Here is a 24,912-nt window from a genome sequence, read left to right as displayed (position 1 = left end):
GATAATGCGTCAGCAATCTGGTTTTTCGTTAGTGTTGGTCGCAGTCCTGGTTGGGCTGCTGGGGTTTGCAGGCTTGTTCGCGTTGCGCGTCGGCCCGTTGTATTTCGATCATTGGGTCATCCAAGAGGTCTTTGCCGATTTGGAAGCCGCGCCCGAGGCCCTAGAAGGGCAATCCAGTCGCCAAATTCGCCGCGATATCGACACTAAACTTCGCGTTAATAATTTGTCCAAATTCGTCGCTCGCGATGCTTTGGGTATCGAGCGCAACGGCAACCAGTGGTTGCTGTCGCTGGATTACGAACGGCGCACGCCGTTCGTGGCCGAGGTCGACCTGGTGGTCAGCTTCGCAGCCGTGGCTGCGGTGGGTGAGCCTTGAGCGCACTGCAACTGAGTCGCCGTTTAGGTCACAGCTTTGCGGACGAGGAGTTGTTGACACTGGCCTTGTCGCATCGCTCGATTGGTCCGGCCAACAACGAACGCCTGGAATTTTTGGGCGACGCGGTGCTGGGCTTGATCATTGGTCAGGCCCTATTCGAACGTTTTCCCGGCGCCAAGGAGGGCGATTTGACCCGGGCGCGGGCGCGTTTGGTTAAAGAACCGACCTTGGCGGAATTGGCACGCGACCTAGACGTCGGTTCCCAGTTGGCGCTCGGCAGCGGCGAAATGAAAAGCGGCGGTCGCCAGCGTGACAGCATCCTGTCGGACGCGGTCGAAGCGCTGATCGGCGCGATATACTTGGATTCAGATTTCATGCATGTGCGTGATGTGGTGCTCAGTTGGTACGCCACGCGTTTGGATGAGATGAATCCGCAAAAACTTGAGAAAGACCCCAAGACCCAACTGCAAGAGTACCTGCAAGCCCGCTCACGGCCGCTGCCGAGTTACCAAGTGATCGAAGAGTCCGGCGAACCGCACGAGCGCTTTTACGTCGTTCATTGCGTGATCGCCGGGTTCGACGTGCCCTTTGCGGGCGAGGGAACCGGGCGCCGGCGGGCCGAACAAGCCGCCGCACAATTGGCACTGGAGGCCGTTAAATGACCCATTGTGGGACTGTTGCCATTGTAGGGCGGCCGAATGTCGGCAAGTCGACCTTAATGAACCATTTGATCGGCCAAAAACTGTCGATCACCAGCCGCAAGGCCCAGACCACCCGTCACCAGGTGATGGGCATTTGGACCGAGGGCGACATGCAGGTGGTGTTCGTCGATACGCCGGGCATCCATATCGGCGGTAAACGGGCACTCAATCGCTACCTGAACAAAGCCGCTTCGAACGCTTTGCAGGACGTTGATTTGGTGGTCTGGCTGTTGGAGCGTGATCGCTTTACCGGCGAGGACGCGTTCGTCGAAAAACAGATTCGTGAATCCGGCAAACCGCTAATTATTGCGTTGAATAAAGTCGATCAGGTGCACGACAAGGCCAAATTGATGCCGGTTGCACAAAAGATGCAAATGCGTTTTCCGGATGCCGAGGTGGTGCCGCTGTCCGCGCTCAAAGGGCACAACCAGGACACCCTGATGGCGCTGGTGGGTAAGCGGATCCCCGAGGGGCCCTTCATGTTTGACCCCGATCAGCTGACGGATAAAAGCCTGCGCTTTTTGGTCGCTGAAATTGTGCGTGAAAAGCTGGTTCGCCAGTGCGGCGATGAATTGCCGTACCGGACCACGGTTGAAATCGAAAAGTTCGATGAACAGCCCGACCGTGTCTACATCAACGCGGTGATCTTTGTTGAGCGCAAGAGCCAAAAACCGATTCTGATCGGTCATCAAGGCTCACGCCTCAAGCAAATCGGCACCGATGCGCGCATGGACGCGGCCGAATTAATCGGCTTGCCGGTTCACTTGGAGCTGTGGGTTAAGGTTCGCGATCGCTGGAGCGATGACGAAGCGGCCCTGGCCCAGCTTGGATATAAGGACCCGTAGGTGACGCCCGGGTGGGTTTTGCACCGCCGCCCGTATCGTGAAACCGGCGCCTTGGTCGACGTATTGACGGCCGAGGGCCGTCAGCGGGGCGTCGTCCGCGGTCAGGCTAAAACCGCCCAACTGGTGGCTTTCATGCCACTGCTGATCGAGTGGGGGCCAGTCCGAGATCTGCGCGCAATCAACCGCTTGGAACCGCTTGGACCCTCGATCACGCTGACGGGCAATGCATTGCTGTGTGGGCTTTACATTAACGAGCTGTGCGTGCGCTTGTTGCCCCAGGACGAGGCCTGTCCGGGGCTGATGGCCGACTATGGCCGTACGCTGCTGGCGCTAGCTAGTGGTGATCCTCAGCCTATTTTGCGGCGCTTTGAGGCGTCATTGTTAAACCAGTTAGGGTTCGATTTCTCGGTCGCGCATACCAGTGATGGCGCGCCTGTTGAGGACGAACTGCGTTATTGGGTTCATCCCGAGTCCGGCCCTCGACTGGCCCCGCCTGGGGCACGTGATGCGCCGTTTGGACGCGACCTGAAACGCGTCCAGCAGCAAGCGTTTGAAGATCCGACTACCTTGAATTTGGCCAAGCGCTTGAACCGTGCCCGATTGAACGCACTATTGGGAGACAAACCGCTGCAATCCCGATTACTGATTCAAGGAGTAAGCCAATGAGCCGCGTCTTATTGGGTGTCAACATTGACCATATCGCAACCGTCCGTAACGCCCGCGGCGGTCGTTTCCCATGCCCAGTCGAAGCGGCCTTGGTGGCCGAAGCGCATGGCGCGGACGGCATCACGGCGCACCTGCGCGAGGACCGTCGCCACATCAAAGACGGCGATATCCGGCGCCTCAAAGCCGAGATTGCGACGCGTCTGAACTTCGAGATGGCGGTCACTGACGAGATGGTCGACCTGGCCTGTCAGGTGCAGCCTGCGTATGTCTGCTTGGTTCCGGAAAAGCGCGAAGAGCTGACCACCGAGGGTGGATTGGACGTGGTCGGCCAGTTTGCCCGCATCCAAGCTGCGACGGCACGGCTGAATGACGCCGGCATCGAGGTGTCGTTATTTATTGACCCGAATGCCGATCAGCTGGCCGCCAGTCGTGATGCGGGTGCCAGCACCGTCGAGTTGCACACCGGCAGTTACGCCGAGGGCCATGAGGGCATTCAAGTGCTGGCCGATGCCATGCGCACGGGACGTGACATGGGGTTGGTCATGAACGCCGGTCACGGTTTGGATTTGGCCAATGTCGGGCCGGTCGCGCGGCTGGATGGCATGCACGAACTGAATATTGGTTTCGCCATTGTCGGGCGCGCCTTGACCATTGGGTTGGGCCCGGCGGTCGCTGAAATGAAGGCCGCGATTGACCGAGCCTGCGGGTTGGCTGGGTGATTCGAGGGATCGGCACCGACATCGTCGCGGTCGAGCGCATCTCCGCGGCGCTGGCGCGCACGGGGGACCGGTTCATTGCGCGCGTGCTGCACCCGGACGAGCGTGCGCTGATGCCCGACGGCGCCAATCAAGCGGCCTGGCTGGCCAAGCGCTGGGCGGCCAAAGAAGCCGCTGCGAAGGCGCTGGGTACGGGTATTGGGGCGCACGCCGCGTTGACCGATTTTGCGGTGATGAAAACCGCCGCCGGCGCACCGTTTTTGGTCGTCACCGGGGCGGCCGCCGAGTCCGCGGGCGCCGGTGCATGCTGGCACTTATCGCTCAGCGACGATGCTGGCATGGCCCTGGCCTATGTGGTTTTGACAGACTGATAACTTTCGCGCAGATTTTTTTGGAATCACATTCCATTTTTGATTAGACTGCCCCGATAGCTTACCTACCGGAGTCTCAAATGACCGAGCGCGTTACCAGCGGCAACCTGCAAATTGCCACCTCACTGTATAACTTCGTTAACGACCAAGCCTTGCCTGGCACGGGTTTGGATCAGGCCGCATTTTGGGCCGGCGTCGACGCCATGATTCACGAGTTAGCGCCGGTCAACCGTGCATTGTTGGCAGAGCGCGACGACCTGCAAGGCAAAATTGACGGCTACCACATTGAACGCCAGGGCCAGGCGCATGACGCTGCCGGCTACAAAGCCTTCCTGCAGGAAATCGGCTACCTGTTGCCGGAGCCGCAAAGCGTTGCCGTCGTGACTGAAAACGTTGACGCCGAAGTCGCACGCATTGCCGGTCCGCAGTTGGTGGTCCCGGTTATGAACGCGCGCTTCGCGCTGAACGCAGCCAATGCGCGCTGGGGCAGCCTCTACAATGCGCTGTACGGCACCGATGCGATCTCGGACGAAGGCGGCGCGGCTGCCGGCGGTCAATACAACGCGGTGCGTGGCCAAAAAGTCATCGACTATGCCAAGGCATTTTTAAACGACAACTTTGCGCTGGCTAGCGGCAGCCATGCGGACGTTGAAGGCTATCAAGTGGTTGATGGGGCGCTGGTTCCGGCCTTGGCCGATGCGGCTCAATTCGCAGGCTACCTGGGTGACGCGGCTAATCCGACCTCGGTACTGCTGGTTAACAACGGCTTGCACGTTGAAATTCAAATTGATCGTGCCGATCAAATTGGCAGCGCTGACAAAGCCGGCGTCAAAGACCTGCTGATGGAAAGCGCGTTGACCGCGATCATGGACTGCGAAGATTCAATCGCAGCGGTCGATGCCGAGGACAAAGTCGCGGTTTACAAAAACTGGTTGGGATTGATGGCCGGCGATTTGACCGAACAGGTCAGCAAAGGCGGCAAGACCTTTACCCGCGCCCTGAACCCGGATCGTCAATACATCGCAGCCGATGGCGATACGCTCAGCTTGCCCGGTCGTAGCCTGTTGTTCGTAAGGAACGTTGGCCACCTGATGACCAACGAAGCGATCTTGGACAAAGACGGCAACGAAGCCCCGGAAGGGATCTTGGACGGTATCTTTACCGTGCTGTGCGCGATGCACGACCTGAAACGCGACACCGACACCAACAGCCGCGCCGGCAGCGTCTACATCGTTAAGCCGAAAATGCATGGGCCCAAAGAAGTCGCCTTCGCTAACCGTATCTTCGGTCAGGTCGAAAGCCTGCTGGGCTTGCCGGTCAACACCATTAAAATGGGCATCATGGATGAGGAACGCCGGACCACGGTCAACCTCAAGGCCTGTATTAATGAAGCGGTTAACCGCGTGGTCTTTATTAACACCGGGTTCTTGGATCGCACGGGTGACGAAATTCACACCTCGATGCAGGCCGGTCCGATGATCCGCAAGGGCGAAATGAAAGGCGCCACCTGGATTGCGGCGTACGAAAACTGGAACGTCGATATTGGCTTGGAATGCGGCCTGCAAGGGCGTGCCCAAATTGGTAAGGGCATGTGGGCCATGCCGGATTTGATGGCGGCCATGATCGAACAGAAAAAAGCACACCCCCTGGCCGGCGCTAACTGCGCGTGGGTGCCGTCGCCGACCGCGGCGACGCTGCACGCGATGCACTACCACGCGATCAACGTGTTTGACGTCCAGAACGAGCTAAAGAACCGTACCCGCGCATCGGTTGACGACATCTTGACCATACCGCTGGCGGCGGACACCGGCTGGAGTGCATCGGACATTCAAGCGGAACTGGACAACAATGCGCAGGGTATCCTGGGCTATGTCGTGCGCTGGGTCGACCAGGGTGTGGGTTGCTCAAAAGTACCGGACATCAACAACGTCGGTTTGATGGAAGACCGCGCGACCTTGCGTATCAGTGCCCAGCACATGGCCAACTGGATGTTGCACGGTATTGTCAGCGCAGCTGAAATCACCGAAACGCTGGAACGCATGGCGGCGGTGGTTGATGGGCAAAACGCGGGTGACGCGCTGTACATTCCAATGGCGGGTAACTTCGCCGATTCGGTCGCCTTCCAAGCGGCCAAGGAATTGGTTATGGAAGGGGTCTCCCAGCCCAGCGGCTACACCGAACCGGTACTGCACCGTCGTCGGATCGAGCTGAAAGCCAAGGGCTAATCCCGCGGCCATAAAAAAGCCCCGGACCTACACAGGTGCGGGGCTTTTTTTATGCGCGGCGTTTACAGATTGATAACCGGAATTGCGCCGCTGTTGATGCCGGCGTTGTTTTTCGCCAGTGCCTGTTCGGCGCGGTAGCTGGAACGCACCATGGGGCCGCTGACGACCTCCAAAAAGCCCATGTCCAGGCCCCATTGGCGGTACTGATTGAACTCGCCCGGGGTCACGTAACGGGCGATCGGCAAGTGGTTTTTGGTCGGTCGCAGGTACTGGCCAAAGGTCACGATGTCGACGTTGTGGGCGCGCAGGTCTTTGAGCACCTGCATGATTTCGTCGTCGCTTTCGCCCAGACCCAAAATGACTGAGGTCTTGGTTAGCACGGTGGGGCGGTGGGCCTTGGCGTGTTTCAGCACATCTAAGGTCTGCTGGTAGCCGGCGCGCGGATCGCGCACTGGATGGGTCAGCCGCTCGACCGTTTCGACGTTTTGCGCGAATACTTCGATCCCCGAATCGACCAAAATTTCGACGTCCGCCATGACGCCCTGAAAATCAGGGGTCAGCACCTCGACCGCGGTTTCTGGGGTGGCCGTTTTGATGGCCCGGACCGCGTCGGCATAGTGCCGGGCTCCACCGTCATCCAAATCGTCGCGGTTAACGCTGGTCAGCACGACGTATTTCAGGCCCATTAAACGGACCGCCTCGGCGGTGTTATGCGGCTCGTCACGGTCCAGCCAACCCTTGGGGTTGCCGGTGTCGACCGCGCAGAACTTACAGGCCCGGGTGCACACGCTGCCCATCAACATGATGGTCGCGGTGCCAGCGCTCCAGCATTCGCCGATGTTGGGGCACATGGCCTCTTCGCAGACGGTACTGAGTTTGTGCTTTTTGACCAGTTTTTTGACGTCGCTGTATTGCTCGCCGCCCGGGGCTTGGAAGCGCAGCCATTCGGGTTTGTCGCCGCGCGGTGCGTCCGCACCCTCAGTCACTTTTTGGCCGTTTTTAATGGCCCGGATGCCCTCGGGGGTGACGTGCTTTGCGCCACTGGCGACTTTGTTCGATTCGGTCATAGCCACAGTATATCGCCCGTGTCAGTCGTCGTCGCCAACGAAGTCCATGTATTCGTCCAGACTCATTAGGCTGTCCAATTCGCCAGGCTCGCTCATTTCGATCTTGACGAACCAGGCGCTGGATTCGGGGTCTTCGTTGATCGACTCGGGTGCGTCGGCCAGCTCGCGGTTGACGGTGACGATGGTGCCGCTGATCGGCGCGAAGATGTCGCTGGCGGTTTTGACCGACTCGACCGTGGCAATTTGTTCGCCGGCTTCGACTTCGCTGCCCTCCTCGGGCAACTCGACGTGAACAATGTCACCCAACTCGGACTGGGCAAATTCGCTGATGCCAACGGTGGCAACACCGTGGTCGTTGTGAACCCACTGGTGTTCTTCGGAAAAACGTAATTCGTGCATGCGGATACCCTCTGGATTTGGCGCTAGTGTGCCACCGCCGGCGGCTGATTCAAGTGGTCGCCGCATTTGCGCAAGTCATTCGATCCGGTGGCCCTACAATCGCAAAAAAACACGTATACTGTGGCGCTTGTTTATGGCCCGCACCGTTAGGAGATAGCAATGTTCCGTGAAACCTCGTCGATTGCCCACTACGATCCTGAATTGGCCGCCTCCATGGCCGCCGAAGCCCAGCGTCAGGAAGACCACGTTGAGCTGATCGCCAGCGAAAACTACACCAGCCCGCGCGTGCTAGAAGCCCAGGGCAGTGTGCTGACGAACAAGTACGCCGAGGGCTACCCGGGCAAGCGCTATTACGGCGGTTGCGAGCATGTGGATGTGGCCGAGTCCTTGGCCATTGAACGCGCAAAGCAGTTATTTGGCGCGGATTACGCCAACGTTCAGCCGCACGCCGGTTCACAGGCCAACTCGGCGGTGTTCTTGGCGCTGTTGAATGCCGGCGATACCATTTTGGGTATGAGCTTGGACGCGGGCGGTCACTTGACCCACGGCTCGCACGTTAACTTTTCGGGCAAAAGCTATCACGCGGTGCAGTACGGCATCGATGACAAGGGCTTTGTTGATTACGAGCAGGTCCGTGCGTTGGCGGTTGAGCATCAACCGAAAATGATCATCGCCGGTTTCAGCGCCTACTCGCAGATTCTGGATTTTGCCAAGTTTCGCGAAATAGCGGACGAAGTCGGTGCTTACCTGATGGTCGACATGGCCCACGTTGCCGGCCTGGTCGCGGCGGGCGTTTACCCCAACCCGGTGCCGCACGCGGACGTGGTCACGACCACGACGCACAAAACTTTGCGTGGGCCGCGCAGCGGTTTGATCTTGGCGCGTGCCAACGCCGACATCGAAAAGAAACTTAATTCGGCGGTATTCCCGGGTAACCAGGGTGGCCCGTTGATGCATGTGATTGCGGCCAAAGCAGTGGCCTTCAAAGAGGCCATGGAGCCGGAATTTAAGGCTTACCAACAGCAGGTCGTGCGTAACGCCAAGGCCATGGCGGCGGTGTTTATGGCGCGTGGCTATGACGTCATCAGCGGCGGCACCGAGAACCACCTGATGTTGGTGTCACTGGTGGCCAAAGGCATCACCGGCAAGGCGGCTGACGCGGCGCTGGGGCATGCACACATTACGGTCAACAAGAACTCGGTCCCGAATGACCCGCAAAGCCCATTTGTTACCAGCGGCATTCGTGTCGGCACGCCGGCGGTCACCACCCGTGGGTTTGGCGAAGCCGAATGCACCGAGCTGGCCGGCTGGATGTGTGACGTCATGGACTCGGTCGACGACCAGGCCGTAATCGCAGCCGTGGCAACCAAGGTTCAGGCCTTGTGTGCGCGCTTCCCGGTTTACGGATAGTCCGGAGCGGGAACGAAAAAGGCAGCCGATTGGCTGCCTTTTTTTTGTCCAGGCTTTAGGCCGGCGGGGCGCCTAAACGCTGATCTTTTTCGGTCCAGCGTTGCTCCAGAAAACGCTTCACCCGCTCGCGCGATTCGGCGCTGATTTGGCCGTTGTCATTGAGGGCCCCGACTTCGGGCAGCTCAACGGTTTTCATGTGAATGTGCATGCGCCCGGCGCGTCCGCACATCCACTGCCAAAAGGTCGGTACGCCGTCGGGGTAGTGAATGGTGGCGTCGACGGCGGCATCCAGATGATCGCCAACCGCAGCCAGCACGGTCGCGACCCCGCCGGCTTTGGGTGGCAGTATGTGTGTGTATTGGCTTTTGCTGGCGGCCAGTTTCTGGACGGTTGAGCGGGTGCCTTCCGAGAAATTCACCACCGACACCGGGATCTGTTGAAATTTGGCGCAGGCGGCGCGCACCGTGGCCAGGTCCGATCCGCGTTTTTCCGGGTGCTTGGCTAGGTATTCGCGGCTGTGGCGGCGCATGACCGGGAAGTCCATGCTCCAAGCGACAAAGCCGACCAGCGGAATCCACAGCAATTCTCGCTTCATAAAAAAGCGCGTGCTGGGGATGGTTCGATTGGTGCCAATTAATAGCACGAAGATATCGACCCAGGATTGGTGGTTGGCGATGATCAGGTAGTTTTTGGTGCGCGAGAACTGGCCTTCGCGTTCAACTGTGATGGCCGGGCTGAACAGTGACAGCCAGCCGGTAAAGCCACGCGACCAGCACACTACCAGCCATTCAAAAGCCGGCGCAAAGGTCTTACCCGTGGCCGGAAAGGCCAGTTTGATCAGGCCCAAAATCGCCGCGGGACCGCCGCATGCAATGGTCAAAAACACTAAGATGACGGCGCTGACAACGCCCAACAACAGATGCATGGGTTTTCCTGTAAAATTTGCCCGCATCATACGTGACTGACACCCAAGGAGCACCATGCTAGACACCCTGATCCGCGAGACCGGCGAAAACCCCACCCATGCTGTGATTTGGCTGCATGGCTTGGGCGCCGATGCGACCGACTTTGTACCGGTCATCCCGATGCTGGGGTTGACCTGCCCGACGCGCTTTATTTTTCCCAATGCCCCGGTCCAACCGGTCACGGTCAACGGGGGTATGGCGATGCCGTCGTGGTACGACATTTACGAGATGCAGATCGAACGCAAAATCGACCGCGCCGGCATTCAAGCCTCAGCCGACGCCATTGCTGCGCTGATTGATGAGCAAGTCGAGCGCGGCATCGCCCGGGCCAATATCTTTGTCGCCGGTTTCAGCCAGGGTGGGGCGGTTGCGTTGTACCTGTTAGAAAGTGGCGTCCAGATGGCCGGCGTGCTGGCGCTGTCGACCTACAGTCCAAATTTGGACCAACCGGCACCGAGCCCGTTGGCCAACTCGATCGCGGTCAGCATTCACCACGGTACGCAGGATCCGGTAGTGCCGGAGGTATTAGGGCAGCGCACCCAGGCCCGTGTCGCGGCGCTGGGGTGTGCCGTCAGTTACCAAACCTGGCCGATGGCGCACAGCGTGCTGCCCGAACAGTTGACGGCCATTGGTCAATGGTTGAACGAACACAGCAGGTGATACGAATGTGGGGGTGTCAGCGGCTTGGGCCGCGCCCCGCACTCTGGTAATCTGCGCCCCGAACAAACACCGTATCCGGTGTTATCAGTGATCGGCAGAACGACCCGTTCGGCCTCCAAGGAGAGACGCATGAAGCAACCTGTTCGCGTAGCAGTCACCGGTGCCGCTGGCGCCATCAGCTATACCATCCTGTTCAAAATCGCCGCCGGCGAATTGTTGGGTAGTGACCAGCCCGTGATTTTGCAATTGGTAGAAATTCCCCCGGCAATGGGCGCCCTCGAAGGCGTGGTCATGGAATTGATCGACTGTGCATACCCCTTGGTGGCTGGCATTCAGACCGCCGACAACCCCGAAGACGGCTTCAAAGATGCGGACATCGCGTTCTTGATCGGCGCCAAGCCCCGTGGACCGGGCATGGAGCGTGCGGACTTGTTGATGGGCAACGCCCAGATCTTTAGCCGTCAGGGCAAAGCGTTGAACGACAACGCCGCCAAAGGCGTCAAGGTGTTGGTCGTCGGTAACCCGGCTAACACTAACGCCCTGATCGCCGCGCGTAACGCGCCTGATTTGGACCCGCGCCAGTTTACCGCGATGACACGGTTGGACCATAACCGTGCGGTCGGCATCTTGGCGGACAAGGTCGGCGCACAAGCGTCGGACGTTGAGGGCGCTATTGTTTGGGGCAACCACAGCCCGACTCAGTACCCCGACCTGCACGGTTGCACCGTTGCTGGCAAACCTGCGCTGGACCTGATCGATCGCGACTACTACGAAGGGACCTACATTCCGCAGGTCGCTAAACGTGGTGCCGCCATCATCGACGCACGCGGTGCTTCGTCGGCAGCGTCCGCTGCCCAGGCTGCGATCAACCACATCCACGATTGGGTATTGGGTACCCACGGCAAAACCGTTTCCATGTCTGTGCCTTCGGACGGCGCCTACGGCATCGCGCCGGGTGTGATCTATTCGTTTCCGGTGGTCTGTGAAGGTGGCGATTACAAAATCGTTCACGGCGTTGAAATCAGTGAATTCAGCCGGGGTCTGATGACCCACACCGACGACGAACTGCGTTCGGAAAAAGCCGCGGTTGAAACCTTGCTGTTGGCTGAAACCGAGGCCGCTGTAGCGGGCGTTAAGCACCCCGTCGCCTAATCCTCAGCGATGCTCTGAACCCCGCCACAGCAATGTGCCGCGGGGTTTTTTTTGGCTGCTTGCGGACCGGCCCGCAGTTCCCTAAGAAACATTTCGCCAGCCCGCGGGATCGGCTACAGTCGCTGGGTGAAAAATCTTGTTTTTGCACTTGCGTATCTAATACTGCCCGCGTCGGCCGTAGAGCTGATTCAGGTCAAAAACCAGACCGACCAAGTGGTATCGCGCCAGGTGATTGCGGTATCCGACCAGCTCGGTGAGCGCCTCGGCACCGAGGTCGGAATCCGGTTAGTCAGCTTCGCCCAGGTCGCCGACCTATTAACCGAGACACGCGACCCCGCGTTGGTGACCTTGCCACCGGTGTTTTTTGCCGCCGCGATCGAAGCTGGCTGGGCGCCGCTGATGGGGTACCAGCCCGACATTGCGCTGGGCCTTTACCAGCTCGAGGAAGGTCCCGTTGAGCGCCTTGGGACTCCGCCTGCGGAATCTTTGGCGGCGCGACTGAGTCAGGCGGTGTACCCAGATGAGGTGGACGAGCGTTTGCCCCTGCGAGATCACACCAGCTGTATCCGTGCGGTGATTACCGCACGTGTCGATGGCTGTGTGACCGCACCGTTTTTCGTCAAGCAGTATCTGGACCGATTCGGCATTACCTTGAATTTGGTGGGTGAGCTGTACCCCTTGCCACCCCCCGTGCTGTTTGCCAATGCAACGGTTACGACTGCTCAGCGAGCGGCGGTGACCGCCTCAACCATCGAAGCGGGTGGTCGTTTCACCTACGTCAATTTCGACCTGATTGGTCGGAACCGATACGATGCCGTCGCGTCTTTGTTGTCAGCCAAGTAATGGTGCGTTATACGGGCCTGTTGGCCGGCCTTTGGTTGATTGCGTCACCGGCGTCGGCGCTTGAATACTGGGAAGTCGCTTACGAATCTCGCCCGGTCGCAGCCGAGAGCGCCCTGACCGCGGCTGAACGGCTGTCACAAATCGTTCGCGCGCCGGTCGCCAGCCGCCTGGTGCCGTTCACTGATGTTGCGGCTATCCTAGCGCGCCACCCGGAGGCACCAGTGATCGCGGAGTTTCCGCCGATCTTTTTTCATGCCCTGGTGGATGCGGGGTGGCGATCCATCATGCGCTACCGCGCCAATTTTTCGATCCAGCTTTTCCGGGATGTCGGTACCGACATCGCACATGATGGGCTGATGTTTACGCCGCCCTGATCGACGACGGCGGCGGCTATGGCGCCGGCGGTGTTGAATCAATCTGTTTTGGGCCTGGCCCGTTTGCAGGCTGCTGTCAGTCACACCGCTTGCATCCGTGGTGTGGTTGCCGGGTATGCACAGGGTTGTGTGACTGCACCGTTTTTTGTCAATGCCTACGCCGACCGGTTTGGCATAGCGTTGGAGGCGGTTGGTCCATCATTGCAGACCCCGCCACCGGTGTTGTTTGTGACACAGGCGGTCAGCGAGACTCAAATTGTCCAGATTCAAGCCAATCTGACGGAGTCAAAAGCTGCGGGCTTTCCGTTGCGGCCTTTTATTGAAATGGACTTTGCGGCCTACGAGTCGATGGGCGAATTGGCGGCCGATTCCGGCACCTTCTGAGAAAAATTCAGGCAAAAAAATGCCCGCAACGTGGCGGGCAACGAAAACTTCCAAAGTTGAGGCGTCTGGAAACTGGGTGTAATGTAAGCGGCTTAAAGCACTAACATCACTGAAACTGGTTGAAGCAGGTGGTCCGCTTCGATGGGGTAATGATGATCATTCCCAGACTGTTCGGCAAAGGATAAAAATTGAACCATGAGTGAATTTATCTCACGCGGTAGGGTTCAAGGGATCTCCCTTAAAGCCGTCCGCGCGTTCGTCGAGAGCGCCCGCTTAGGCAGCTTCAAAGCCTCGGCGGAATGGCTCAACGTGACACCGTCGGCTATCAGCCACCAGGTCAAAGCGCTCGAGGAGTACCTCGGCGTGGAGCTATTTAAACGCGGTATCCGTGAAATTCAGCTGACGCCGCATGGGGCCCGCTTTGCTGAAAAGGCGATGGATGGGTTGCGTGCGATTGATTTGGCGACCACCGAAATGATGGCGCTGACTCGGCGCACCTCGGTTCGGGTGGCCGTGGCACCTTTTTTGGCCACGCGTTGGCTGATGACTCGCATGAGCGCGTTTGAGGCGCTGCACCCGGGCGTTGAGTTGGAAGTTATCGCGACCACCCAGCTTGGCAACCCGTCGGACCCGGAAATAGATTTGATGATTCGGCTCGGGTTACAGCCGACCGACACCCAAAATTTCGAGTTGTTGTTCGAGGAAGCGTTGTACCCGGTTGCGTCGTCAAGCATGCAAGCGCGAGTGGCGGGCGATTTGAACAATCTGCACAACTTGCCGCTGCTGGACGTGGCGACGCGCCCCGGCGAGTGGGAGCACTTTTTGCAAGTCGCCACCGGCGACACCCGTCGCGCGCCCGCGCACATCGTGTTCCAAAGCAACAGCCCAGCGATCGAGGCGGCGGTGGAGGGCATCGGGATCGCGCTTGCCGACCCGTTGCTGGTTCGAAATGAGCTGCAAAGCGATCGCTTGGTGACGCTTGGCGAGGCGCCGGTCGCCGGCGAAAACGCCTATTGGTTGGTGTATTCGGATCATGCGGTGGCCAATCGCCGGGTCCAGTCGTTTGTTCAATGGTTGCACCGCTCGATTGCCGAGGAACCTTATTTGCAATCCCGTAAGGATGGCTATGCGACCTGAACCGCGTCATTGGCGTCATATTATTTGGGCGCGAATGCGCCCATTTGCACAAATTCTGGTGTCGGCTTATGCCATCGGCACTTTGCTGTTTTGGGCCATCCCGGGGCAATTGCCCAGCGGCGAGAGCTTCCACATGGCGCTGGTGGATGCCTTTTATATGGCCGCGATCACCGCGACAACTATCGGCTTTGGCGAAATTCCGTATCCCTTCACGGCAGCCCAGCGTGGCTTTACCATTTTGTATGCGCATTTGGTGGTGGTGTGTTGGCTGTTGTTTGCCGGTGGCTTCATTGCCACCGTTCAGTCGCGATCGTTTCAGCGCGCCTTTATGGGGTGGCGTTTTCGGCGCCAGGTGTGGGGACTGCGTGAACCCTTTTGCGTGGTCGTCGGCTATGGCCAAACCGGTGTCCGCGCGGTCGACTACTTGACCGACTACGGCATTGCTTGTGTGGTGATCGATAAAAATCCAGCGCGCATCGAATTACTCGATACGGTCGACTTCAACACGCCGGTGCTGGGGCTGGTGGCGGACGGCAGTGTGCCCGACCATTTGCTGGCTGCCGGTGTCAATCGCGGTCTGTGTACCGCGGTGGTGGTGTTAACCGATAATGACCGCTCCAACGTCGGTGCTGCCACTGCGATCAAACTGCTGTCGCCCGAGCGGCGTTTGTTTGTGCGCTCCGAACACGACGACACCGGGCGCAACCTGCTCAGTTTTGGGGTCGATGATGCCTTGGATCCGTTTCGCCTGTTCGCCCGCAAGCTGGCGTTGCGCGTTGATAGGCCCGCGCATTTCGCCGTCGCCGACCAGCTGTTAGACCCGGGCCAGAAACGTATCGAAATCCCGCGCGAGATCGGACGCGATGGCTGGATTTTGTGTGGCTTTGGTCGGCTGGGGCGTGCGGTCGAGGACGCGTTTAACCACCGTGGTTTGGCGCTCAATGTCATTGATCCTCAGGTCAGTAGCGCGCCGCCGCATTGGGTTGCGGGGCTGGGCACCGAAGAGCGGACCCTGCGCGAGGCCGACCTGACCTCGGTTAGTGGCCTAATTGCAGGCACCAATCACGACGCCGATAACCTGTCGATCTGGATGACGGCTAAGTTGGCGCGGCCCGAACTGGTGGGTATTGGACGCTTGAATCGCCCCAGCAGCATGCCGGCGTTTTCGCGCGCCGGTTGGGACTTGATCATGCACCCGGCGGACGTTATCGCCGAGGAATTAGTCGGGCGGCTGCGCACGCCCATGTTGCGCGGCTTTTTGGTTCACCTTGAGCAACAAGATGACGTTTGGGTCGACGGCTTGATTGGGCGCATTCATAGCCTGTGCGGCGACGTTGATCTGGAAAATTGGGATACCGTGCTTAAGCCCAGTCGCACCCCTAAGCTGATGGGTAGGTTGGAGGGGCTGTGTATTGATGATTTGGCCCGTGGCCCAGTGATGTGCCTGAAAATGCGCCGCGCCGGCGAGCGCATCATGTTGCCGCCGGGGGATACGCCGCTGCACGAGGGCGATGAGCTGTTGTTTTGGGGGGCTGCGCCGGCACGCGCGGCGATGTTGGCCCGCTTCAAATAAAAAAGCCCAATCAGGATGATTGGGCTTTCGGTCGCGCGGTTGAACGGTCCTTTAGAACTGCTCTTCTTCGGTTGAGCCGGTCAGCGCAGTGACGCTGGACTTGCCGCCTTGGATCACGGTGGTGACATCGTCAAAGTAGCCGGCACCGACTTCTTGCTGGTGGGCGACAAAGCTGTAGCCGCGCTCAGCGGCGGCGAATTCCGGCTCCTGAACCTTTTCAACGTAGTGCTTCATGCCCTCGCCACGGGCGTAGTGGTACGCCAGGTCGAACATGTTGAACCACATGTTGTGGATGCCCGCCAAGGTGATGAACTGGTATTTGTAGCCCATGTCGGCCAGTTCCTGCTGGAAGGTCGCGATGGTGGCGTCGTCCAGGTTCTTTTTCCAGTTGAACGAGGGCGAGCAGTTATACGCCAGTAGCTGGTCGGGGAATTCGGCGTGGATGGCGTCGGCGAATTGCTTGGCTTCCTCAAGGCAAGGTTTCGCAGTTTCGCACCACAGCAAGTCGGCGTAGGGTGCGTAGGCTAGGCCACGAGCGATTGCCTGGTCGATGCCGGCCTTGGTCTTGTAGAAGCCTTCTTCGGTGCGTTCGCCGGTCAGGAAGGGGCGATCGTATTCGTCCGCGTCCGACGTGATCAGGTCCGCGGCGTTGGCATCGGTGCGCGCCAGAACGATGGTCGGTACGCCGGCGACATCCGCGGCCAAGCGCGCGGCGGTTAGCTTCTGTACTGCTTCTTGGGTCGGTACCAATACTTTGCCGCCCATGTGACCACATTTTTTTACCGCGGCCAGTTGGTCTTCGAAGTGAACACCGGCGGCGCCGTTGACGATCATGTTCTTCATCAGTTCGTAGGCGTTCAAAACGCCACCGAAACCGGCTTCGGCGTCGGCCACAATCGGTAGAAAGTAGTCGTGCGCGTCGTTCTCGGTCAGCTTGCCGTCGCACAGGCTTTTCCACTGGATTTCGTCGGCACGCTTAAACGTGTTGTTGATACGGCGTACCACCGTGGGTACCGAATCATAGGCATACAGCGACTGATCGGGGTACATGGTTTCGGAGGTGTTGGCGTCGGCGGCGACCTGCCAACCTGACAGGTAGATAGCTTCGATGCCGGCTTTGGCTTGCTGCATGGCTTGGCCGCCAGTCAAGGCGCCCATGCAGTTAACGTAACCCTTTTTTGAATTGCCGTTGACCAGGTCCCAGAGTTTGTCAGCGCCGCGTTTGGCATAGGTGTACTCGGGTTGGACGCTGCCGCGCAGGCGTACTACGTCTTCGGCGCTGTAGTCGCGACGGACGTTGTTCCAACGCGGGTTTTCGGCCCAGTCCTTGTTGATAGCATCAATTTGTTGTTGGCGTGATGTGCTCATATCCATTTCCCTTTTTAGCGAAGTGCGGGTGTGGCCGACTGTGCCGGCGCCTCAAAGTGGTTTTGACGCTGATCGTTGCTGTCTGATCAGTGTTCCTGTGAAACCATGCAAGCAGTGTGCGCCGCACAATATGACTAGTCAAGTTACTTTGGTCTACATAATGACCACATTTACAACTTGGTCATAGCCGTGTCTCGCGATACACTGCGCGCCGACGCTGGAGCCACCTTTTAATGACCCAAACCCTAACGATATTCGTCCAAGCTTTTTTCTTGGCCGCGGGCCTGATCATGGCCATTGGTGCCCAAAACGCGCACGTGTTGCGCCAAGGTATTGCCGGCCATTACGTCGGCCTGAGCGTGGCGCTGTGTGCGTTTTTCGATACGGTGCTGATGACCGCAGGGGTCTATGGCTTCGGTTGGTTACTACAGACTGTGCCGCAGTTGGAGTCAATTGCCCGTTTGGGTGGAGCGGCCTTTTTGCTGTGGTACGGGTTGCGCTGTGCGCGCAGTGCCTGTGCGCCGTTGGCCGAGGTCAGCGTTCAGGCGCGGGTCGCGACTAACTGGATCGTCGCGGTGACAACGGTGACGGCCTTTACGCTGCTCAATCCGCACGTATATTTGGACACGGTGGTATTGATTGGCAGTATCGGCGGTGCCTACCAAGGCGCCGAGCGGATGGCCTTCGCGGCAGGATCAGTGACGGCCAGTTGGGTTTGGTTTGTGTGCTTGGGCTACGGGGCCCGCCTGATTCGCCCGTGGTTTGAAAACCCACGTGCCTGGCAGGTTTTGGATGGCATTATTGCTGCGGTCATGTTTACGATCGCCGCCGCTTTGTTGTGGGAGCAGTTCGTATGAGTCGCAAGCTGTGGTTGCCTTACGCGCAAATGGCCACGGCGCCGGCCTTGTTGTCGGTCGCCAATGCCCAGGGTGTGTACCTGGAGTTAGCCGATGGCCGTCGCCTGATCGACAGCATTAGTAGTTGGTGGAGCGTGATTCATGGGTACGCCCACCCGGTCATCAATCAGGCGGCCAAAGAGCAAATCGATCAATTCGCCCACGTCATGATGTGCGGCCTGGGCAACGACCCTGCCGAGGCTCTGGCCGAGGCCTTGGTCCGGATCACGCCGGACCCGTTGCAGCACGTATTTTTCAGCGATTCCGGCAGCACGGGCGTCGAAGTGGCGATGAAGATGGCGGTCCAGTACTGGTTCAACCAAGATCAGCCGAAAACGCGGTTTATGGCATTTCGTGGTGCCTATCATGGCGATACCACAGCCTGCATGAGCGTCGGTGATCCGGACGAGGGCATGCATTCGCGTTTTCGTGGCCTGGCGCCGCAACAGATATTTGCCCCAATGCCGCCCGAGTGTGGTGACTGTGACCTGAACTGTGGCCATTTAGCCGAGGTCGAGGCGCTGCTGGCGCAGCATGCACATGAATTGGCGGCGGTCATCATCGAGCCGCTGGTCCAGTGCGCGGGCGGCTTTAAAATGCACAGCCCGGCGTTTTTACAGCGTCTACGAGAACTGACTGAGCGCTACCAGACGCTGTTGATTTTTGATGAGGTGGCGACCGGTTTCGGCCGCACGGGGACGATGTTTGCACTGGACCAGGCTGGTGTTTGTCCTGACTTGTTGGTGCTGGGCAAGGGCTTGACCTGTGGCTACAGTGCGCACGCCGCGACCCTCGCGAGCCGGACGGTGTATGCGGGCTTTGAGGGCACCGATGGCGGTCGCGCCTTTATGCACGGGCCGACTTTTATGGGCAACGCACTGGCGTGCCGTATCGCATTGGCCGGGCTGTCGCTGTTCGCTGACGAGGGGCGTTTGACCGAAGTCGGACGCATCGAGAACCAATTGACGCGATCATTGTCTGACTTTCAGGTAGAGGGTGTCGTAGGCACGCGGGTCAAGGGCGCCATCGGTGTCATCGAGGTCGACGATCCGGCGCGGCTTCAAGGCGCCCAGGCCTACGCCATGGAGCGTGGGGTGTGGCTACGGCCGTTTGACCGCGTGTTGTACACGATGCCGCCGTACATTATTACGCCGCCCCAGATGGAACGGGTGGTCCATACCATGCGGGGGTGGTGTGAGACGGAACAATTTAAACGCGCTGTTGGCGCTGGTGCTGCTGTTACCTAGCCTGGCCTGGGCCAACTTTCCGGCGACCGCCGTGGTCGCTAATCAAACGCTACGCCTTGAAGGGCAGGGGCTACTGCGCTGGAAGGGACTGTTTAAAGTCTATGAAGCGGCGCTGTATCGGGCGCCCGGTGCGCCGCTGTATTCGATTGATGGGGCTGAAATGGCGCGTCTGGATATTCGATATTTGCGCGATATCCCCGCGCGCGGGTTTGTCGATGCCACCCGTGCCGGGTTCGAAGCCGTGCTGCCCGCCGGCGAAACGCTGTCGCAATGGCTAGGCCCGCTCAACCAAACCCTGGACGCCTATCAAGACGTCAACGCCGGCGACGGTTACCGCTTGGAAGTCAGTCCGCAGGGGTTTCGGTTGTTGTTGAACGACCGGGTCTTGGTCGACAGCCCTGACAGCGCCTTTGGGCGACGTTTGTTGGGCGTTTGGTTGCTGCCGGGGACGCCGGCACCGGGGCTACGCGAACAGCTATTGTCGCTGCGCTAGGCGCGCATCCCATGATTCATTGGCAGCTCGCCGCGCACCAATAGCGACATTTCCAAGCGCGCACTGGTGCCGGTCTTTTGAAAGGCTGACGTCATGTGTGCTTTGACGGTGCGTACGGTCAGTCCTAAATGATCGGCGACGTCTTTGTTCGATGCGCCTTTGGCGACCAATTCGACCACTTCGCGCTCACGTTTGGTCAGCCGTCCCAGGCGCGGATCGTCGCCGACACGTTCGTTGTCCATCTCGGTAGTCAGTTCATTCATCATCGACAGCATCACCGAACGCGGCATCCACAGCTCGCCGTCAATAATGTCGCGCACGGCGCCGGCGATAAGCTCGTCGGTCAAGCCGGCATGGGCGTAGCCGCGCGCTCCTGCTTTGATCAGCACCCGGCCCATTTCATCATCCGGGTGGTCGTCCACGACCAGCAGGGGAATGTTTTCGTGGACCAGCGCCAACGAGACCGCCAAATCGACGGTGTTGTGATCGGTGGTGATGTGAGCGATCAGCATGTCGTAGGGCTGTTGCTGGATTTGCGCGTCCAACTGGGCGGAGGGTGCCGCTATTCTGACCTTGTGGTGCGACAGCGCCGTCGCGAGGTGCCCGAGGACCGTCGGGTCTCGGCCGATGGTTAGAATGTTTAAGACCTTGTCCATGGAGTACTCCAACTAGGATTTTTGACCGCTGAGGGCGGGAATGGGTGCGTCATCAGCGGCATTTTGGACACCGTCGCGGCCGTTGCGTTTGGCGTAAAAAAGGGCGCTGTCGGCTTCGCCGATCAGTCGCATGCTGTTGGCGCCGTATGGCTCGTGAGCCGGCACTAAATCACTGGCTATGCCGACGCTGACAGTGACGCGGCCGGTCGGGTTGCTGCGGGTGCTCAGGTCTAGCATTGCTAGGTTTTTGCGAATCGCTTCGGCTACGGTGCGGGCGCCGCTTGGGTTGGTGTCGGGTAAAATGACGCTGAATTCTTCGCCGCCGTAGCGCCCGAGCATGTCGGTCTCGCGCTCGGCGCCCATACGAATGGCCGCGGCCACGGTCTGGATGGCATGGTCGCCTTCTTGGTGGCCATGGTGATCGTTGAAGCGCTTGAAATGGTCGATGTCGATCATCAGTACGCTCAGATCGCGGGCATGCTCACGACAATCGCTGAGCATCTGTTGGGTTTGATACTCAACGCCGCGCCGGTTCAACAGCCCCGTTAGGGGATCAAGGTGGGCCTGGCGCATCAGCGACTGGTTTTCGGCTTGCATCGCCCGGTGGCGCTGGATAGTGCGTTTGAAAACCTGGAGTTGTTGCAGCAGTGGACTGACATTGACCGGTTTGCTGAGTACGGCGTCACCGCCGCGCAGTAGTGATTCGGCCAATTCGTCGGACGATGTCGATCCGGTCAAAAAGATCACTGGAATCCACTGAAAGCGTTCGTTAGCGCGCAGGCGCCCAACCAAATCAAAGCCCGACAAGCCGGGCATGTGGATGTCCAGTACAAGTATGTCGTAGTCGCCAGACTCGATCCGCGCCATGCCCTCGTAAGGATCAGTCAGATAGTCGACCGTGAATTCAGCATGGCCCTCAAGCACTCGCTGAATTTGAAGCAGATCATCTGGGTTATCGTCCAAGACGAGGATTTGCATTTGGGGCACCGAGAAAAGTCGTATGTACTAAGTAGTAGCACTTACAATTGACCCGTCAAGGTGCGATGTAATTTTTGGGGTACTAGCTAGTCATCATCCGAGCGCGCTGTCAGGGTCGCGGCGCCGTCAAATCCAAGCGTTACGCTGAATAAAATCGGCCTACAACACACGTGGCAGTCTTCCCAAAACTCGTGGTCCTGTTCGGCCGGGTCGTAGCCGATTTCGACCTGCTCCCAGCAGTATGGACAGGTCGCGCTTTCAGTCGGCAGCATCGAGCTCGGCCTGCCAGCGGCTGTGCATCATCGCGGCGATAAACAGCGTTGCCCCACCGAGCCAGTAAACCAAAGGCATCAGAGAGGGTTCGACCCCCGGCACCATCAGGTTTTCAACCTGTTCAGTGACGCCGTACATAAAGTAGGGTGTGACGGCGAACGCGGCCCACTGATTGCCTTTGGTGTCGCCCTTAATCGGCCCTGCGTAGACCAGCAACAGGGGGATCATGCCGATCACCGCGAGCTTCCATGATCCGGTCATGGCGCCGGCCACCAGTGCCAGCAGGATAGCCAGGTAGCTGATGCGTGCGAGAAACAATGCGGTGTTCAATTTGTTCATGCCAGTGCCTTAATCAGTTTTGCCAAGCGTGCGCCCAGGGCCTTGGCCGACGCAATCTCGTGTGGGTGAGGGTGGTTGCCGCTGTTTTCAACTAGGCTCGGGCCGTAGGGTGTGACGCCGCCATGGTCCTGAGCTAGCCCCGGGTCGGTGTAGGGCACGCCGGTTACCAGCATGCCGTGGTGCAGCAGCGGCAGGGTCATGCCCAATAGCACCGCCTCATTGCCACCGTGAAGCGACGACGACGCGCCAAACACCCCGGCGGGCTTGTCGATCAATTCGCCGGACAACCACAGATCCGACGTAGTCTCGAAAAACGCCTTGAGTGGGGTCGCCATTTGACCGAATCGAGTCGGCGAGCCCAGCGCCAGACCGCCGCATGATCGGAGCTCGTCCTTAGTCACGGTCAAGTAATCGGTTTCGCGGCCATCCAGAGCCGGCGGGTTACGTAGCCGGGCGTCTACGCCTTGGCCCTCGCAACCCATGGCGATGGCGTCGGCTAGCGTGGCGACATGGCCGCCGGATGAGTGGAACAAGATCAATAGATTCATAGTTATCCAGGGAACCAGACGCGGTCCCATGCGCTCATGACTTTTTCGGGGTACCAGGTTTTGCCAAGGCTGCCGTTGTAGCGAGCCAAGGCGCGAGCCCAGTTGCCGCGTTCGCGGTCCAGGTAGTGTTTCAAAATGGTGCAACCAAAGCGAATGTTAGTGTCAACATCAAACAGGTTGGCGTCACTGTGGTTAATTTCGTTTTTCCAAAACGGCATGATTTGCATCAGCCCTTGGGCGCCGACGCGGGAAATGGCAAAGCGCTTAAAGCGGCTTTCGACGTGCATCACGCTGAGCACCATTTCCGGCGGAATATCGACCCGCCGGGCCTCGCGGTGGACCGCGATTAAAATCGCCAAGCGCTCGTCGGGGTCCGGATTGTAGCGCGCCATGCGCTGGCCCATCAGGGTCAGCCACACGGTTGCGTCATAGTCGTCGTCAAAGGACTGGGCCGATTCAACGGCGCTGCGCAATTTACCCAGCAACTCTTGGTCGACGCCGGGTTCGGCGGCGCCGGCGTTAAGTAGGCTAAGCGCCCAGACGATCCATAATGCTCGCCTCATCTAGCATCTCGCTGTCGGGGTTCGAACGGTGTTTGTATTCTAGTTGACCGGCGGCCAGGCCTTTCGAACTGATCACCACACGGTGTGGGATTCCGAGTAAATCCATGTCGGCAAAGCGCGGTCCGGGCCCCATGTCACGATCGTCCAGTAACACCTCGACGCCCTGATCTTTTAGGCTTTGATACAGTGCCTCGGCGGTGTCATTGACCGCGGGGTCCTTTTTGCCACCGATCGGCACGATACAGACCTGGTAAGGCGCGATCGCTGCCGGCCACAAAATGCCACGGGCGTCGTGGTTTTGCTCGATCGCCGCGGCCACCACGCGTGATACGCCAATGCCATAGCAGCCCATGTGCATGGGTTTGGCCTTGCCGTTTTGATCGAGCATGTTGCAGTTCATGGCTTCGCTGTACTTGGTGCCAAGCTGGAAAATGTGGCCCACCTCGATGCCGCGGGTAATTTCTAAGGTGCCCTGTCCGTCAGGCGAGGGGTCGCCGGCGACCACTTCGCGCAGGTCACGAACCTCTGGCTCGGGCAGGTCGCGGCCCCAGTTGATGTCAAAGTAGTGCTCGCCCTCGACGTTGGCACCGGCACAGAAATCACTGACTAGTGCGGCGCTACGGTCAACCAGGGTCAGCAGCGGCATGTTGACCGGGCCCAGCGAGCCAAAACCGGCGCCGATGACGCTGCGTACTTGGGCATCATCGGCCATGCGCAGCGGGCTTGCGACTTCGGGTAATTTTTCGGCTTTGACTTCGTTCAGGCTGTGATCGCCGCGTACCACTAGGGCGACCAGGGTGCCGTCTTCGGCGCCTTCAACAATCAACGTCTTAAGCGTCTTTTCGATCGCTACATCAAAGCCCTGAACCAAGGCGTCAATGGTCTTGGTGTTGGGGGTGGGTTTGCGGGTCATGGCCGCACCCGGTGCCGGGCGCTCACTTTCGCGAGGAAGTGCTTCGGCGGCTTCGATGTTGGCGGCGTACTGTGACACGGTCGATACAGCGATCGCGTCTTCGCCCGAGTCCGCGAGCACGTGGAACTCTTGGCTGCGGCTGCCACCGATCGAGCCGGAGTCGGCGTCGACCGCGCGGTAACGCAGGCCTAAACGATCAAACACACGCACGTAGGCGTCGTACATCACTTGGTAGCTGTCGGCCAGACAGTCGGCGTCACGGTTGAAGCTGTAGGCGTCTTTCATCAAGAATTCGCGCGAGCGCATGATGCCGAAACGTGGGCGTCGTTCGTCGCGGAATTTCTGTTGAATTTGATACAGATTCATCGGCAACTGTTTGTAGCTTTTGATTTCGTTGCGCGCGATGTCGGTGATGACTTCTTCGTGGGTCGGACCCAAGCAAAAGTCGCGTGCATGGCGGTCTTGGAAGCGTAGCAATTCCGGGCCGAACTGTTCCCAGCGGCCGGATTCCTGCCACAGTTCGGCCGGTTGCGCGCTGGGCATCAAGGTTTCAAGGGCGCCGGCGCGGTCCATTTCTTCGCGGACCACGTTTTCAACTTTTTTCAGGACTTTGAGACCCATCGGTAGCCAGGTGTAAAGGCCGGATGCGAGTTGGCGAATTAAGCCGGCGCGCAGCATCAACTGATGAGACACGATGGCGGCGTCTTGGGGTGTTTCTTTTAGGGTGGGGATCAGTTGTTTGGATGCGCGCATTGGGGACCTCGATTTGCAAGG

29 protein-coding genes are annotated in these 24,912 nt (G+C 59.1%); 18 read left to right on the top strand and 11 right to left on the bottom strand.

Annotation, left to right across the window (positions count from 1 at the left end):
- The first annotated feature begins 4 nt into the window (after positions 1-4).
- The 7 genes from GH975_RS09180 (at position 5) to GH975_RS09150 (ending at position 5,900) form a co-directional block, all read left to right on the top strand.
- Positions 5-376 carry a DUF4845 domain-containing protein gene (locus GH975_RS09180; protein WP_153714236.1) on the top strand — a complete coding sequence of 124 codons (372 nt, stop codon included), beginning with the start codon at positions 5-7 and terminating at the stop codon, positions 374-376.
- On the top strand, positions 373-1,038 hold the full coding sequence (gene rnc, locus GH975_RS09175) for a ribonuclease III (protein WP_153714235.1): 666 nt from the start codon (positions 373-375) through the stop codon (positions 1,036-1,038). The genes GH975_RS09180 and rnc overlap by 4 nt, the downstream gene beginning before the upstream one ends.
- The gene (gene era / locus GH975_RS09170) at positions 1,035-1,922 is read left to right on the top strand and encodes a GTPase Era (RefSeq protein WP_153714234.1); all 888 of its coding nucleotides are present in this window, start codon (positions 1,035-1,037) and stop codon (positions 1,920-1,922) included. Before rnc ends, era begins: the two co-directional genes overlap by 4 nt.
- Positions 1,923-2,588, top strand: coding sequence for a DNA repair protein RecO (gene recO, locus GH975_RS09165; protein WP_153714233.1), 666 nt, complete (start codon positions 1,923-1,925; stop codon positions 2,586-2,588).
- Positions 2,585-3,307 carry a pyridoxine 5'-phosphate synthase gene (locus tag GH975_RS09160; protein WP_153714232.1) on the top strand — a complete coding sequence of 241 codons (723 nt, stop codon included), beginning with the start codon at positions 2,585-2,587 and terminating at the stop codon, positions 3,305-3,307. The genes recO and GH975_RS09160 overlap by 4 nt, the downstream gene beginning before the upstream one ends.
- Positions 3,304-3,675: a holo-ACP synthase gene (gene acpS / locus GH975_RS09155; RefSeq protein ID WP_153714231.1), complete on the top strand. Its 372-nt coding sequence runs from the start codon at positions 3,304-3,306 to the stop codon at positions 3,673-3,675. Before GH975_RS09160 ends, acpS begins: the two co-directional genes overlap by 4 nt.
- Before the next feature lie 80 nt (positions 3,676-3,755).
- Complete coding sequence (locus tag GH975_RS09150; RefSeq protein WP_153714230.1) at positions 3,756-5,900, top strand: malate synthase G; 2,145 nt, start codon at positions 3,756-3,758, stop codon at positions 5,898-5,900.
- A 62-nt stretch (positions 5,901-5,962) separates the two neighbouring features.
- Here the strand turns inward: GH975_RS09150 and lipA are convergent, their stop codons facing one another.
- Together lipA and gcvH are read right to left on the bottom strand one after the other, a co-directional pair.
- Positions 5,963-6,973, bottom strand: coding sequence for a lipoyl synthase (gene lipA, locus GH975_RS09145; RefSeq protein WP_407657223.1), 1,011 nt, complete (start codon positions 6,971-6,973; stop codon positions 5,963-5,965).
- A gap of 15 nt (positions 6,974-6,988) precedes the next feature.
- Entirely contained in the window at positions 6,989-7,366 is a 378-nt protein-coding gene (gene gcvH / locus GH975_RS09140; RefSeq protein ID WP_153714229.1) for a glycine cleavage system protein GcvH, read from the bottom strand.
- Between the two features lie 159 nt (positions 7,367-7,525).
- Between gcvH and glyA the strand changes: the two genes are divergently transcribed.
- Positions 7,526-8,776 (top strand): serine hydroxymethyltransferase, encoded by a 1,251-nt coding sequence (glyA, locus tag GH975_RS09135; RefSeq protein WP_153714228.1) that lies wholly within the window; start codon positions 7,526-7,528, stop codon positions 8,774-8,776.
- Between the two features lie 55 nt (positions 8,777-8,831).
- On the opposite strand, the gene GH975_RS09130 is transcribed toward glyA, so the two are convergent.
- Positions 8,832-9,701, bottom strand: a complete 870-nt coding sequence (locus GH975_RS09130) for an acetyltransferase (RefSeq protein WP_170272610.1) — start codon at positions 9,699-9,701, stop codon at positions 8,832-8,834.
- A gap of 55 nt (positions 9,702-9,756) precedes the next feature.
- Between GH975_RS09130 and GH975_RS09125 the strand changes: the two genes are divergently transcribed.
- The 7 genes from GH975_RS09125 to GH975_RS09095 all read left to right on the top strand — a co-directional run bounded on the left by GH975_RS09125 (position 9,757) and on the right by GH975_RS09095 (position 15,864).
- Entirely contained in the window at positions 9,757-10,401 is a 645-nt protein-coding gene (locus GH975_RS09125; protein WP_153714226.1) for an alpha/beta hydrolase, read from the top strand.
- A 129-nt stretch (positions 10,402-10,530) separates the two neighbouring features.
- The gene (locus GH975_RS09120) at positions 10,531-11,553 is read left to right on the top strand and encodes a malate dehydrogenase (RefSeq protein ID WP_153714225.1); all 1,023 of its coding nucleotides are present in this window, start codon (positions 10,531-10,533) and stop codon (positions 11,551-11,553) included.
- A gap of 126 nt (positions 11,554-11,679) precedes the next feature.
- Positions 11,680-12,396 (top strand): hypothetical protein, encoded by a 717-nt coding sequence (locus GH975_RS09115; RefSeq protein ID WP_153714224.1) that lies wholly within the window; start codon positions 11,680-11,682, stop codon positions 12,394-12,396.
- Positions 12,396-12,770: a hypothetical protein gene (locus tag GH975_RS09110; protein ID WP_153714223.1), complete on the top strand. Its 375-nt coding sequence runs from the start codon at positions 12,396-12,398 to the stop codon at positions 12,768-12,770. The genes GH975_RS09115 and GH975_RS09110 overlap by 1 nt, the downstream gene beginning before the upstream one ends.
- A 33-nt stretch (positions 12,771-12,803) precedes the next feature.
- Positions 12,804-13,154 carry a hypothetical protein gene (locus GH975_RS09105; RefSeq protein WP_153714222.1) on the top strand — a complete coding sequence of 117 codons (351 nt, stop codon included), beginning with the start codon at positions 12,804-12,806 and terminating at the stop codon, positions 13,152-13,154.
- 195 nt (positions 13,155-13,349) lie between these two features.
- Entirely contained in the window at positions 13,350-14,291 is a 942-nt protein-coding gene (locus GH975_RS09100) for a LysR substrate-binding domain-containing protein (RefSeq protein WP_153714221.1), read from the top strand.
- Positions 14,281-15,864 (top strand): potassium channel family protein, encoded by a 1,584-nt coding sequence (locus tag GH975_RS09095; protein ID WP_170272609.1) that lies wholly within the window; start codon positions 14,281-14,283, stop codon positions 15,862-15,864. The genes GH975_RS09100 and GH975_RS09095 overlap by 11 nt, the downstream gene beginning before the upstream one ends.
- A 51-nt stretch (positions 15,865-15,915) precedes the next feature.
- Here GH975_RS09095 and aceA read toward each other — a convergent pair whose 3' ends face one another.
- Positions 15,916-17,232, bottom strand: a complete 1,317-nt coding sequence (aceA, locus tag GH975_RS09090) for an isocitrate lyase (RefSeq protein ID WP_153714219.1) — start codon at positions 17,230-17,232, stop codon at positions 15,916-15,918.
- A gap of 233 nt (positions 17,233-17,465) precedes the next feature.
- Between aceA and GH975_RS09085 the strand changes: the two genes are divergently transcribed.
- From GH975_RS09085 to GH975_RS09075, 3 genes are read left to right on the top strand one after another with little or no spacing between them, the layout of a single operon-like run.
- The gene (locus tag GH975_RS09085) at positions 17,466-18,089 is read left to right on the top strand and encodes a LysE/ArgO family amino acid transporter (protein WP_153714218.1); all 624 of its coding nucleotides are present in this window, start codon (positions 17,466-17,468) and stop codon (positions 18,087-18,089) included.
- Positions 18,086-19,375, top strand: a complete 1,290-nt coding sequence (locus GH975_RS09080) for an adenosylmethionine--8-amino-7-oxononanoate transaminase (RefSeq protein WP_153714217.1) — start codon at positions 18,086-18,088, stop codon at positions 19,373-19,375. The genes GH975_RS09085 and GH975_RS09080 overlap by 4 nt, the downstream gene beginning before the upstream one ends.
- Positions 19,323-19,868: a chalcone isomerase family protein gene (locus GH975_RS09075; RefSeq protein ID WP_170272608.1), complete on the top strand. Its 546-nt coding sequence runs from the start codon at positions 19,323-19,325 to the stop codon at positions 19,866-19,868. Before GH975_RS09080 ends, GH975_RS09075 begins: the two co-directional genes overlap by 53 nt.
- On the opposite strand, the gene GH975_RS09070 is transcribed toward GH975_RS09075, so the two are convergent.
- The 7 genes from GH975_RS09070 to GH975_RS09040 form a co-directional block, all read right to left on the bottom strand.
- Positions 19,865-20,524, bottom strand: coding sequence for a response regulator transcription factor (locus GH975_RS09070; protein ID WP_153714215.1), 660 nt, complete (start codon positions 20,522-20,524; stop codon positions 19,865-19,867). The genes GH975_RS09075 and GH975_RS09070 overlap by 4 nt on opposite strands.
- A 12-nt stretch (positions 20,525-20,536) precedes the next feature.
- Positions 20,537-21,502, bottom strand: a complete 966-nt coding sequence (locus GH975_RS09065) for a GGDEF domain-containing protein (protein WP_153714214.1) — start codon at positions 21,500-21,502, stop codon at positions 20,537-20,539.
- An 86-nt stretch (positions 21,503-21,588) separates the two neighbouring features.
- A complete protein-coding gene (locus GH975_RS09060; RefSeq protein WP_153714213.1) occupies positions 21,589-21,774 on the bottom strand; it encodes a CPXCG motif-containing cysteine-rich protein in 186 nt (61 codons plus the stop codon).
- Positions 21,761-22,114, bottom strand: coding sequence for a DUF2069 domain-containing protein (locus GH975_RS09055; RefSeq protein ID WP_153714212.1), 354 nt, complete (start codon positions 22,112-22,114; stop codon positions 21,761-21,763). Before GH975_RS09055 ends, GH975_RS09060 begins: the two co-directional genes overlap by 14 nt.
- Positions 22,111-22,662, bottom strand: coding sequence for a flavodoxin family protein (locus GH975_RS09050; protein ID WP_153714211.1), 552 nt, complete (start codon positions 22,660-22,662; stop codon positions 22,111-22,113). The genes GH975_RS09055 and GH975_RS09050 overlap by 4 nt, the downstream gene beginning before the upstream one ends.
- A gap of 2 nt (positions 22,663-22,664) precedes the next feature.
- Entirely contained in the window at positions 22,665-23,225 is a 561-nt protein-coding gene (locus tag GH975_RS09045) for a lytic transglycosylase domain-containing protein (protein WP_153714210.1), read from the bottom strand.
- Entirely contained in the window at positions 23,191-24,891 is a 1,701-nt protein-coding gene (locus GH975_RS09040) for a proline--tRNA ligase (protein WP_153714209.1), read from the bottom strand. The genes GH975_RS09045 and GH975_RS09040 overlap by 35 nt, the downstream gene beginning before the upstream one ends.
- Positions 24,892-24,912 lie beyond the last annotated feature (21 nt).

Origin of the sequence: Litorivicinus lipolyticus (assembly GCF_009650135.1) — a bacterium.
Taxonomy (GTDB): Bacteria; Pseudomonadota; Gammaproteobacteria; order Pseudomonadales; family Litorivicinaceae; genus Litorivicinus; species Litorivicinus lipolyticus.
The sequence above is the reverse complement of the archived record's forward strand: the minus strand, read 5'-3'. Positions and strand labels throughout refer to the sequence as shown.